The sequence below is a fragment of the Microbacterium sp. ARD31 genome, assembly GCF_031844425.1.
Map to the genome: position 1 here is coordinate 504,537 of NZ_JAUZVE010000003.1, position 12,697 is coordinate 517,233.

Sequence of the window (12,697 nt, forward strand, 5' to 3'; positions counted from 1 at the left end):
GTTCCCGCCGGGGCGGCTCAGCGGCGCACCGGTGTCTCCTCGGCGAACGTCGACCCCGGGCGGATGACCAGCGATCGCGGCAGGAGGCGCGCGATCCGGCGCCGCGGCGCCGCGACGGCCGAGTACAGCCCGGCGCGGACGGCGGCGGCATCCGTCGCCATCGTCGCGCCCTCGTCGCCGAACGATCCCGGCGGGGCGTAGCTGGCGCGTTCGACCGCGTCGACGAGTCGCTCGACGGCGTCGGCGGGGGCGCCGTGGTGACGACGCAGGCGGGAGCCGAACGCGCGGGGCGACTCGGAGTCGGGCACCGGGATGCCGAGATCGATCGCGGCGTCCTGCACGAGCCGCCAGGCCGCCCCCGCGCTGCCGCCCCGGGCCTGCGCGGCGCGGCGACGGGTGACCGCGGCGCTCGCGAGAGCCGGCAGGGCCAGCACGATGAGGATCGCCGCGACGATGCCGACGACGGGCAGTGCTTGCGTCACCGAGGCGGTCGAGGTGGGCGTGGTGCCGGCGGTGGGGTCGTCCTCGGGCCGCGGTGCCGCCGACGCACTCGAGGTCGGCTGCGGCGTCGAGCTCGCCGTCGGTTCGGGTTCGGGGTCGTTCGAGCCGTCGTCGTCGGAGGCGAACCGCTGCGCGGTGCCGAGGCTCTTCGTCGGCTCGAACCCGACCCAGCCGATGCCCTCGAAGAAGACCTCCGGCCAGGCGTGCAGCTGCGCGGTCGTCGCCTGGTAGACGCGTTCGTCGTCGACGACGTCGCCCGTGGCGAGGCCCGGGAGGAACCCCACGACGACCCGCGCGGGCATGTCGAGCGACCGGGCCATGAGGGCGAACGCCGAGGCGAAGTGCACGCAGTAGCCCGATCGCACCTGCAGGAACCGCGAGACGGCCTCGACACCCGGTCCGTCGAACCCGTCCTCGACAGGCGCCTCGAGCGAGTAGTCGAACTCCGGTCCGCGGAACCAGGACTGCAGCGCGAGGAGCCGGTCGTAGTCGGTGCCGGCGTCGGCGGTCACCTCGGCGGCGAGGGCGCCGATGTCGTCGGGCGTCTCGGCCGGGAGCCCCCGCGCGCCGTCGGGGCCGCCGCGCGCCTGGGCCGCGCGGGCCTGCTCGATCGTGGGCGCGGGGCTGCGGGTCACGACGTCGAAACGCTGACCGCGCGCCGCCGAGGAGGGGGACACGACCGTGCCGTTCTCCGCCGCGATGCGCCAGGTGCCGCTCAGACCCTCGAACGACACCGCATCGGCCGGGACGGGCAGCTGCGCCGAGGACAGGTCGAGCACCTCGACGGTCCGCGACGATTCCACGATCTCGATGCCCTCCGCGGCGGAGTCGTCGGGCTCCCACTCCTCGACGGGCACGGTGCGGGCGCGGTCGGGGCGCCACGACCCGCCCTCGAGCTCGGTGAGGGTGGCGACCCGCAGGTACGAGGGCCCGCCGCTCGCACTCCACTGGCGCACGACGGGGACCTCGGCCGGGCGCCGCAGATCGTCGCCGAGGTTGAGGCTCGCGTCGATCCTCGTGCCGCCGCCGAACCCGCCCGCGGGGGCGACGGCCGTCGGCAGGACGGGCGCGACGATGACGGCGATGACGACAGCGGATGCCGCGATCACGGCGGCCACGCCGCCGACACCGCCCCGGGGCGCGGCGGGCTGCAGCGCGCGGTGCCGCGCGCGCGTCTCGGTGCGCATGAGCCACAGGAGCGCGAGGGCGAGGAGCGCGAACGCCCACAGGTCGACCGCGCGGGGGACGGCGATCGTCGGGATGAGCCAGACGGCGGTCAGTGCGATACCGCCGAGGAGCGGCATCCGCGCCGTCAGGACGACGTGGTCGAGCGCGATGGTCAGCACTCCGACGGCGCCGACGATGAGGAACGTCAGCGACGCCGAGGCCTCGAGAGGCGCGACGCCGACGGCGATGTCGGAGCTCGCGATCTCGAGCAGCCGCGGCACCCGCGCGAACGCCTCACCGGACGGGATGACGAGCAGCCACGCGACGTCGGAGAAGAACACCGCCGTCATGATCGCCGTCCACAGCGCCAGGAGGGCGAGGGTGACCACGCCGGCCACGAGCCGGAGGCGCCGCAGGAGGTAACCGGCGCCGAGGAGGAGGGCCGAGAGCACGAAGGCGAGCGCCGCCCACGCACCGCCGGCGATCACCGAGAAGAGCGGGATGAGCGCCGCGACGATCGCCAGGAGCAGGGCGATCGTCGACGGACCGTCGTGGCGGGGCCGTTCCGCCTCGATCCGGTCAGTCGACATGACCGCGGCCTTCGGGGAACCCCGCCATGCCCGACCACAGGGTGTCGATCTCGTCTTCGGGTTCGAGCCGGTGGACGCGCCAGCCGCCGTCGCGGGCGATCCGCATCGCCTCGGCCGACCCGCCGAGCGCGAACAGCACCGGGAGGCTGCTGTGGGTGACGATCGGAAGGAGGGCCGCGGCATCCTCCGCGTCGATCTCGCCGGTCGCGACGACCACGGGGCCGAGGGTGGTCCCGGCGAACAGCGTCGAGAGGGTGCGGAGGTTCCCGTCCCGTCGCGCGGTGAGCGTGGCGAAGCCCGTCGTGAGCGCCTCGAGCGCCGTCGTGTCGCCGCCCTCGAGCGGCTCGGCGATCTCCGAGCCGTCCACGTCGACGATCGTCACGCTGTACCCCTCCTGCACGAAGCGGTGCGCGGCCGAGACCACGATCGAGACGGCCGCCTCGAAGCCCGCGTCCTCGCCGGGGGAGCGCAGGGCGTCGCCGCTCCACCGCGTCACGCTCCGGTCGAAGACGATCACGGCCTCCGGGTTCGACTCGCGCTCCTCCTGACGCACCATGAGCTCACCGCGGTGCGCGCTGGCGCGCCAGTGGATGCGGCGCATCGAGTCGCCGGGCGCGTACACGCGCGGGATGAGGTTGTCGGCGCCCTGCCCGAGCTTGTCGGTGACGGACTGCATCGTGCCCCCGGCGGCTCCCGGGAGTTCCTCGAAGGCCTCGAGCGGAACGACGGCGGGCGCGATGGTCAGAGGGACGGTGCCGCCGAGCTGCTGACGCCGCCGGCTCAGTCCGAACGCATCGGTCGTCTCGACGACGAGGGGGCCGATGGGGCGCACGCCCCGGCGCCGGGCCTGCACCCGGTACGAGATGTCGACGCTGTGCCCGCCCGAGACGAGACCCGACCGCAGCGCGGGATAGACGCCGCTCGGTTCGCCGTCGACACCGCGGGGCAGTCGGTCCTGCCACGTGCCCACCGCCGTCGGGAGGACGGTGCGCGCCTCGACGTGGGCGCGGACGTCGACGTCGCCCCCGACGCTCGCCACGGCGGGCGCGAACGAGCGGCGCACGCCGTCGTCGCGGTGTCCCAGCCACAGCGACGCGAACGAGACGCCCACCGCCGCCAGCAGCAGCACGCCGAAGAAGACGAGCGCCGGCACGGAGAAGATCTGGGCGCACACGAACGAAGCGAGTCCGACCAGGACCGCTCCTGTGCCCCGAGGGGTCAGGGGCCATCGCGTCATGTCGTCGGACCGCTCAGCGCGCGGCGACGGGGACGGGCACCGAACGCACCACCGAGTCGAGCACCGACGACACGAGGTCGGCGCCGCCCCGGCCGCGCGCCATCGCACCGCCGCGGGCGGCGATGAGACGGTGGGCGAAGACGGGTTCGAGCAGCGTCACGAGGTCGTCGGGGATCACGTACTCACGGCCCTCGAGCGCCGCCCACACCTTCGCGGCGCGGACGAGCTGCAGCGTCGCGCGCGGGCTCGCCCCCAGCCGCAGGTCGCTGTGCTCGCGCGTCGCCCGCGAGAGCGCGACGGCGTACTCCTCGACGGCGGGGGAGACGTGCACCGAGCGCGCCCAGGCGATGAGGGCGGCGACGCGTTCGGCCGAGATCACGGGGCGAATCGCCTCGAGCGGGTTGCCGCTGTCGCGCTGGCGCAGCATGAGCGCCTCGTTCGCGGCATCCGGGTATCCCATCGAGATGCGCATCATGAAGCGGTCGCGCTGCGCCTCGGGAAGGGCGTAGGTGCCCTCCATCTCGAGCGGGTTCTGCGTCGCGACGACGAGGAACGGGTCGGGGAGGATGCGGCTCGTGCCGTCGACCGTGACCTGGCGCTCCTCCATGGCCTCGAGGAGGGCCGACTGGGTCTTGGGCGACGAGCGGTTGATCTCGTCCGCGATGACGACGTGGGCGAAGATCGCCCCCGGCTTGAACTCGAACCTGCCCTCGGACTGGTCGTAGACGCTCACACCGGTGACGTCGCTCGGCAGCAGGTCGGGCGTGAACTGGATGCGGCGCACGGTCGCCCGGATCGACGCGCTCAGCGCGCGGGCGAGCATCGTCTTGCCGACGCCCGGGACGTCCTCGATGAGGAGGTGCCCCTCGGCGAGCAGGCACACGAGCGCGGCGCGGACGGCGTCCGGCTTGCCGTCGATGACCTGCGACACCGAGGAGATGAGGGCATCGGTGGTCTCGGCGAACACCGCGGCATCCACTCCGGTCGCTGCCCGTGACGTGGAAGCGCCCCCCGGCGCCGTCATCGTCGTCTGGTCGTCGGTCATCCGTCCCCCTCACGCGGTCGGCGCATCAGCGCGCCCGACCCGATGCTAACCCGCCCGTCACGGGCGGGCGCCCGACGTCGGGTAGACTTGCAGCAGCTCTCCGCGAGACGGCATCCAGGCCAACTCCCCCAGGACGGAAACGTAGCAAGGGTAACCAGGCTCTGCCGGGTTCGCGGAGAGTCTTTCTTTTGCCCGGCGCCTCCCAGCCCGCCCATCGGCCGCGACCCTAGGCTGGGAGCGTGGCTCAGAGCATCTACATCACCTCCGCGGAAGGTCACTCGGGCAAGTCGACGATCGCCCTCGGCGTGCTCGACACCCTCAGCCGCCGGTCGCCTCGCGTCGGGGTGTTCCGCGCGATCGCGCGCTCGACCGAGGAGCGCGACTACGTGCTCGAGATGCTCCTCGATCACGACGGCGTCGACCTCGGCTACGACGAGTGCATCGGGGCCACCTATGACGAGGTCCGCGCCGACCCCGAGGCGGCCCTCGGCCGCATCGTCGAGCGGTACAAGGCGGTCGAGGCCCAGTGCGACGCGGTCGTCATCGTCGGCAGCGACTACACCGATGTCGGCAGTCCCGCCGAGCTCGGCTACAACGCCCGCATCGCGGCCAACCTGGGGGCGCCCGTCCTCGTGGTGCTGTCGGGGCAGGCCGCCGACGGCGAGCGGCAGACGGATGCCGGTGGGCTGACACCCGCCCAGGTCGGCAACCTCGCGACCCTCGCGCTGTCCGAGATCACCCACGAGCGCGCCGGCATCTTCGCCGTCGTGGTCAACCGCGCCGACCCCGCGCACCTCGACGACATCGTCGCGGCCGTCCGCGCCGTCCCCGCCGCAGCGGGCGACATCGGGGTCTGGGCGATCCCCGAGGACGCCTACCTCGTGGCCCCGTCGGTCGGCGACGTCGCCCGTTCGCTCGGCGCGACGCTCGTGAAGGGAGACGAGGCGCTGCTCGACCGCGAGGTGCTCCACGTCGTCGTCGCGGGAATGTCGCTCAACAACGTCCTGCCGCGGCTCGAGGAGGCCGCGATCCTCGCCGTCGCCGCCGATCGCACCGAGGTGCTGCTCGCGGCGCTCCTGGCCAACGCGTCGGGGACGTTCCCCTCGCTGTCGGGCATCGTCCTCTACGGCCCGTTCGAGCTCCCCGAGCACGTCGAGCGCCTCATCGACGGCCTCGACTCGAACCTCCCGATCCTCGCGACCGATCAGGGCACGTACGAGACCGTGCGCGGCATCATGAGCGCCCGCGGCCGGCTGGCCGCGCACTCGCAGCGCCGGTACGACACGGCCCTGGCGCTGTTCGAGCAGCACGTCGACACCGACGACCTCCTCCGACGCATCGGCCTCGCGAGCTCGCAGGTGGTCACGCCCCTCATGTTCCAGTACGGGCTGATCGAACGCGCCCGGCGCGAGCGTCGCCGCATCGTGCTGCCCGAGGGCGGCGACGACCGCATCCTGCGCGCGGCCGCCACCGCGCTCGCGCGCGGGATCGCCGACATCACGATCCTCGGCGAGCCCATCGAGGTGCACGCGCGTGCCCTCGAGCTGGGTCTCGACATCCGCGCCGCCGAGGTGCTCAGCCCCTTCGACGCCGTCCACGTCGACAAGTTCGCCCGCGAGTACGAGCGCCTCCGCGCGCACAAGGGCGTCACGTTCCGACAGGCCGCCGACACGGTCACCGACGTCTCCTACTTCGGCACGCTCATGGTCCACCTCGGGCTCGCCGACGGCATGGTGTCGGGCGCGGCGCACACGACGGCGCACACCATCCGTCCGGCGTTCGAGATCATCAAGACCAAACCCGGTGTCGACGTCGTCTCGAGCGTGTTCCTCATGGCGCTCGCCGACCGCGTGCTCGTCTACGGCGACTGCGCGGTCATCCCCGACCCGACGGCGGCCCAGCTCGCCGACATCGCCGTCTCGTCCGCGGCCACGGCGGAGCAGTTCGGCATCTCGCCGCGCGTCGCCATGCTCTCGTACTCGACCGGCGAGTCCGGGTCGGGTGCCGACGTCGAGAAGGTGCGCGAGGCGACCGCGCTCGTGCGCGAGCGTGCTCCGGAGCTCCTCGTCGAGGGCCCGATCCAGTACGACGCCGCGACCGACGCGGCCGTCGCGGCGACGAAGATGCCCGGGTCGGATGTCGCCGGTCGGGCGACCGTCTTCGTCTTCCCCGATCTCAACACGGGCAACAACACCTACAAGGCCGTGCAGCGCTCGGCCGGCGCGGTGGCGATGGGTCCGGTCCTGCAGGGCCTGAACAAACCCATCAACGACCTCTCCCGCGGTGCCCTCGTCGAGGACATCGTCAACACGATCGCGATCACCGCGATCCAGGCGCAGAACGCGGATGCCGCGTCCCCGGAGGCCCGCGCATGACCCCCGTCCTCGTCATCAACAGCGGCTCGTCCTCGTTCAAGTACCAGCTCGTCGACGTCGCCACCGAGCGTCCCCTCGCCTCCGGTCTGGTCGAGCGGATCGGCGAGGAGTCGGGCATCGCGACCCACACCGTCTTCCTCGGCGGGGAGGGCGCCGCGGTCACGGCGACGAAGGCCACCTCGCGCATCGAGCGCGCGATCCCCGACCACACCGCCGGGTTCGCCGTCATGCTCGAGGCCTTCGCGGCCCAGGGTCCCTCCCTCGAGAACGCGCGCCCGGTCGCCGTCGGTCACCGCGTCGTGCAGGGCGGCGCGCGCTTCTTCGAGCCGACCCTCATCACGCCCCTCGTCGAGATCAACATCGACGAGCTGTCGGCCCTCGCGCCGCTGCACAACCCGGGGGCGCTGCAGGGCATCCGCGCGGCGCGCGCCGCCTTCGCCGACGTCCCCCACGTCGCGGTGTTCGACACGGCCTTCCACCAGACGATGCCGGCCGCGGCATACACCTACGCGATCGACCGCGAGACGGCGCAGAAGCACCGCATCCGCAAGTACGGCTTCCACGGCACGAGCCACAAGTTCGTGAGCGAAGCGGCTGCGGCGTTCCTCGGGCGGCCGCTCGCTGAGCTCTCGCAGATCGTGCTGCACCTCGGCAACGGGGCGTCGGCGACGGCCATCCGCGGCGGCGAGTCGGTCGACACCTCGATGGGTCTCACGCCGCTCGAGGGGCTCGTGATGGGCACGCGCTCCGGCGACATCGACCCGTCGGTGCTCGGGGTGCTCGCCCGACGCGAGGACATGGGACCCGGCCAGCTCGACGCCTTCCTCAACAAGCGGAGCGGCCTCCTGGGGCTCGCCGGCGCGTCCGACATGCGCGACATCGACACCCGCCGACGGGAGGGGGATGCCGACGCGCAGCTCGCCTTCGACGTCTACATCCACCGGCTCCGCGCCTACCTCGGCGCCTACCTCGCGCAGCTCGGCGGCGTCGACGTCATCTCGTTCACGGCGGGCGTGGGCGAGAACTCCGCCGTCGTGCGCGCCGCGGCCCTCGAGACCCTCGGCTTCGCCGGTGTCCACCTGGATGCCGAGCGCAACACGTCGGGCGAGAGCGGCATCCGCGTCATCTCGACCGACGACTCTCCCGTGACGGTCCTCGTCGTCCCTACCGACGAGGAGCTCGAGATCGCGCGCCAGGCCCACGCCGTCGCGACGGCCTGACGTGCGCGGCCGTTACGCTGGTCCGGTGACGATGGCTGAGCTTCCCGACCTCACCCGTTTCGACGGAGTCCTCTTCGACCTCGACGGTGTGCTGACCCCCACGGCCGAGGTCCACATGCACGCCTGGCAGAGCATGTTCACGGAGCTGTTCGCCTCGTGGGGCGTCGAGCCCGCCTACCGCGAGAGCGACTACTTCGAGCACCTCGACGGCAAGAAGCGGTACGACGGCGTCGCGAGCCTGCTGCGCTCGCGCGACGTCGAGGTGCCGTGGGGCGACCCGTCCGACGACCCCTCGGTCGACACGATCTGCGGGATCGGCAACCGCAAGAACGTCGTCTTCGAGCGCGTGCTGCGCGCCGACGGCATCGCGCCGTACCCGGGCTCGCTCGCCCTCGTCGAGAAGCTGCAGGCCGCCGGCGTCCCCATCGCCGTCGTCTCGAGCTCGAAGAACGCCCGCGAGGTCCTGACGGTCGCCGGCATCATCGACCGCTTCCCGGTCATCATGGACGGCGTCGTGGCCGAGTCCGAGCACCTCGCCTCCAAGCCCGCGCCCGACGTCTTCGCGCGCGCCGCCGAGATGCTCGGGGTGGACCCCGCGCGCAGCGCCGCCGTCGAGGACGCGCATTCGGGCGTGCGATCGGCCGCCTCCGCCGGGTACGGTCTCGTGGTGGGTGTGGACCGCGGCGCCGGAGCCCAGGCGCTGCGTGACGCCGGGGCGCACGTCGTCGTGGACGACCTCGCCGTCTTCGCCTGACCCGCGGCATCCCCTGTCGTCCTGACACCCGAAGAAGGACCCCCGCATGATCGATCGTCATCGTTTTCCCGTGGACCCGTGGCGTCTCGTCGAGACCTCGTTCTCGCTCGACGACGTCGGCGTCACCGAGACGCTGTTCGCCGAGGGCAACGGCTACCTGGGCCTGCGGGGCAACCACCCCGAGGGGCGCCAGGCGCACGAGCACGGCACGTTCCTGAACGGCTTCCACGAGGTGTTCCCGATCCGGCACGCCGAGCGCGCCTTCGGCTTCGCCGAGGTCGGGCAGACGATCATCAACGCGCCCGACAGCAAGGTCATGCGCGTCTACGTCGACGACGAGCCGCTCTCGCTCGACATCGCGGACCTGCGCGAATACGAGCGAGCCCTCGACATGCGCCGGGGAGTACTGACCCGCCACATCCGGTGGATGACCCCGAGCGGCAAGGACGTCGTCATCGACTACGAGCGCATGGTCTCCTTCGAGGAGCGCCACGTCGCCGTCATGCGCATCTCGGTCACGGTGCTGAACGCGGATGCCCCGGTCACGGTCAACTGCCAGATGATCAACCGGCAGGACGGCCAGGACGTGTACGGCGGTCCTGGGCTCGGCAAGCAGGCCGAGGCCGGGTTCGACCCCCGCAAGGCCGACGGTTTCGCGAACCGGGTGCTGCAGCCCGAGGACCACTGGCAGGACGGCACCCGCGCCGCGCTGTCGTACAAGGTCACCGACTCCGGCATGACGGTCGCCGTCGTCGCCGACCACCTCGTCGAGACCGAGAACGAGTACTCGTCGCGCTCGCTCGTCGAGCCCGACGTCGCCAAGAACGTCTTCCGGGTGCAGGCGAAGCAGGGTGTGCCGGTGACGATCACGAAGGCCGTCGCGTATCACACCTCCTGCGGCGTCCCCGCGGGCGAGCTCGTCGAGCGCGCCCGCCGCACGCTCGACCGGGTCGAGCACGAGGGCATCGAGCGGCTGTTCGAGCGGCAGGAGGCCTGGGTGCAGGCGTTCTGGGAGCGGTCGGACGTGCTCATCGAGGGGCACGACGACCTGCAGCAGGCGACCCGGTGGTGCCTGTACCAGCTCGCCCAGGCGGCCGCGCGCGCCGACTCGCTCGGCGTGCCCGCGAAGGGTGTGACCGGCTCGGGCTACAGCGGCCACTACTTCTGGGACACCGAGGTCTACGTCCTGCCGTTCCTCGCGTACACGACGCCGCTCTGGGCGCGGAACGCGCTGCGGATGCGGTACCTCATGCTCCCGGCGGCCCGGAAGCGCGCGGGGCAGTTGAACGAGGCGGGTGCGCTGTTCCCGTGGCGCACGATCAACGGCGAGGAGGCCTCGGCCTACTACGCCGCCGGCACCGCGCAGTACCACATCAACGCCGACGTCGCCTTCGCGCTCGGCAAGTACGTCCGCGCGACGGGGGACACCGACTTTTTGCACCGCGAGGGCGTCGACATCCTCGTCGAGACGGCGCGGCTGTGGGCGACCCTCGGGTTCTGGCGGTTCACCGAGACGGGCGAGCCCGAGAGCTTCCACATCCACGGGGTGACCGGTCCCGACGAGTACACGACGGTCGTCAACGACAACCTGTTCACGAACGTCATGGCGCGGTACAACCTGCGCTACGCCGCGCGCGTCGTGCGCGAGATGGCCGTCGACCAGCCCGAGGCCTACCGCGCGATGGTCGACCGTCTCGATCTCGACGAGGCCGAGCCGGTCGCGTGGCAGAGCGCCGGCGAGGCGATGCACATCCCGTACAGCGAGGCCCTCGGCATCCACCCCCAGGACGCCGTCTTCCTCGAGCGCGAGGTGTGGGACCTCGAGAACACCCCCGCCGAGCAGCGCCCGCTCCTGCTGCACTTCCACCCGCTGGTGATCTACCGGTACCAGGTCCTCAAGCAGGCCGACGTCGTGCTCGCCCTGTTCCTGCAGGGAAACCAGTTCACCCCGGCCGAGAAGCTCGCCGACTTCGAGTACTACGACGCGCTGACGACGGGCGACTCCACGCTCTCGGCGGTCGTGCAGGCGATCCTCGCCGCCGAGGTCGGGTACCAGGACCTCGCGCTGGAGTACTTCCGCGAGTCGGCGTTCGTCGACCTCGGCGACCTGCACAGCAACGCGTCCGACGGCGTCCACGTCGCCTCCGCCGGCGGCGTCTGGACGGCGCTCGTCGCCGGGTTCGGCGGCATGCGCGACCACCGTGGGGCGCTCAGCTTCGACCCGCGCCTGCCCGCCGACTGGCCGTCGCTGTCGTACACGCTCCACTGGCACGGCACGCGCCTGCGGATCACGGTCCGCCGCGACGAGATGACGGTCACCGCTGACGACGGCGACGCCGTGTCGTTCACGGTCCGCGGCGCCGGGTACACGGTCGCCGGCGGCGAGACGGTGACCGTGCACCTCGACGGCCAGGGCCCGGTGATCCCGGGACGCCCCACCCTCCGCCAGATCGGCGAGCAACTGCGCGAGGACGGCACGCTGCTGTCGGCATCCGTCCCCGACGCGACGGCCGCGACCTCGGTCCCGGTGCACACCGGCACGATCCCGATCGTGACGGCGGACGAGGACCAGGCGGATGCCCCGGCGCGGCAGGCGTTCGAGCCCGACACCCGGACGCAGCAGTTCCCGGCGATCGACGTGGGTGATGTGACCGCGACGGTCTGAGTTCAGACCGTCGCGGTGGCGCGCTCGCGGACGATCGCGCGGACGGCGTCGCGACCGGCGCGGTTCGCGCCGATCGTCGACTGCGACGGGCCGTAGCCGATGAGGAACAGCCGCGGCTCGTCGATCGCGCGGGTGTCGCGCACCCTCACGCCGCCGGCGGGGGTGCGCAGGCCCAGCGGCGCGAGGTGGGCGATGTCGGCGCGGAAGCCGGTCGCCCACAGGATGACGTCCGCGCGCTCGAGGGTGCCGTCCGGCATCCGCACCCCATCCGGCTCGATCGCGCGGAACATCGGATGCCACACCAGGGCGCCCCGCTCCTTCGCCGCCTGCGCCCACGGCGACCAGTGCGCGCCGGTGACCGAGACGACGCTCCCCGGCGGCAGCCCCTGCCGCACGCGCTCCTCGACTCCGGCGATCGCCTGGATGCGCGCTGCGGTGTCGAACGCGACGGCATCCCACTGCGGTTCGGTGCGTGACACCCAGAGGGTCTCGGTCACCTGCGAGATCTCGTCGAGCAGCTGGATCGCCGAGACACCCGCGCCCACGATGACGACGCGCCGGTCGTGGAACTCCTCGGCCGAGCGGTAGTCGTGCACGTGCAGCTGCCGGCCGGTGAACGTCGCCTGCCCGGGGTAGGTCGGCCAGAAGGGCTTCCGCCACGTGCCCGTGGCGTTGATGACGTACCGCGCCGCCCAGGCGTGGGCGCCGTCGCTGGTGTCCGCCTCGACGATCAGCCGGCCGCGCGGGTCGTCGTCGGCCCGTCGGACGGCGCGCACCTGCACGGGGCGACGGACCGCGAGCTCGAACCGCGCCTCGTAGGCAGTGAAGTACTCCGGCAGGACCTCCCGGCTGGCCGCCCGCGGATCCGCCGGCGGCACGGCGTAGCCGGGGAGCTCGTGGATGCCGTTGACCGTGCCCATCCGCAGCGACGGCCACCGGTGCTGCCACGCGCCCCCGGCATGCGTCTCAGCGTCCACGACGACGAACGTGGGCGCCTCCGCCTGGGTGTCCCGGAGTGGGACGAAACCGCGGCGACGCAGATGGTAGGCGGCGCTGAGCCCGGCCTGCCCCGCGCCGATCACGGCGACGTCGACGGGCTCGGGGGACATGACGGCTGCAACGTGAGACCGACCCCGGCTGTTC

General features: G+C 72.5%; 8 protein-coding genes and 1 other RNA gene. 5 read left to right on the forward strand and 4 right to left on the reverse strand.

The features are described 5' to 3' along the window. Positions 1-17 precede the first annotated feature (17 nt). The 3 genes from Q9S36_RS12895 to Q9S36_RS12905 form a co-directional block, all read right to left on the reverse strand. Positions 18-2,258 (reverse strand): DUF3488 and transglutaminase-like domain-containing protein, encoded by a 2,241-nt coding sequence (locus tag Q9S36_RS12895; protein ID WP_311285467.1) that lies wholly within the window; start codon positions 2,256-2,258, stop codon positions 18-20. Beyond that, complete coding sequence (locus Q9S36_RS12900; RefSeq protein ID WP_311285468.1) at positions 2,248-3,432, reverse strand: DUF58 domain-containing protein; 1,185 nt, start codon at positions 3,430-3,432, stop codon at positions 2,248-2,250. The genes Q9S36_RS12895 and Q9S36_RS12900 overlap by 11 nt, the downstream gene beginning before the upstream one ends. A 76-nt stretch (positions 3,433-3,508) precedes the next feature. Then, a complete protein-coding gene (locus Q9S36_RS12905; RefSeq protein ID WP_311285469.1) occupies positions 3,509-4,540 on the reverse strand; it encodes a MoxR family ATPase in 1,032 nt (343 codons plus the stop codon). A 91-nt stretch (positions 4,541-4,631) separates the two neighbouring features. Between Q9S36_RS12905 and ffs the strand changes: the two genes are divergently transcribed. From ffs to Q9S36_RS12930, 5 genes are all read left to right on the forward strand, one after another. Then, an RNA gene (ffs, locus tag Q9S36_RS12910) (signal recognition particle sRNA small type) lies at positions 4,632-4,728 on the forward strand. Positions 4,729-4,779: 51 nt separating this feature from the next. Then, a complete protein-coding gene (pta, locus tag Q9S36_RS12915; RefSeq protein WP_064003032.1) occupies positions 4,780-6,915 on the forward strand; it encodes a phosphate acetyltransferase in 2,136 nt (711 codons plus the stop codon). Further along, complete coding sequence (locus tag Q9S36_RS12920) at positions 6,912-8,135, forward strand: acetate kinase (protein ID WP_311285470.1); 1,224 nt, start codon at positions 6,912-6,914, stop codon at positions 8,133-8,135. Before pta ends, Q9S36_RS12920 begins: the two co-directional genes overlap by 4 nt. Positions 8,136-8,166: 31 nt before the next feature. Continuing rightward, positions 8,167-8,889 (forward strand): HAD family phosphatase, encoded by a 723-nt coding sequence (locus Q9S36_RS12925; RefSeq protein ID WP_253035247.1) that lies wholly within the window; start codon positions 8,167-8,169, stop codon positions 8,887-8,889. 46 nt (positions 8,890-8,935) lie between these two features. Continuing rightward, positions 8,936-11,554: a glycosyl hydrolase family 65 protein gene (locus Q9S36_RS12930; RefSeq protein WP_311285471.1), complete on the forward strand. Its 2,619-nt coding sequence runs from the start codon at positions 8,936-8,938 to the stop codon at positions 11,552-11,554. A gap of 2 nt (positions 11,555-11,556) precedes the next feature. Here Q9S36_RS12930 and Q9S36_RS12935 read toward each other — a convergent pair whose 3' ends face one another. Then, a complete protein-coding gene (locus Q9S36_RS12935) occupies positions 11,557-12,663 on the reverse strand; it encodes an FAD-dependent oxidoreductase (protein ID WP_311285472.1) in 1,107 nt (368 codons plus the stop codon). Between the last annotated feature and the right edge of the window lie 34 nt (positions 12,664-12,697).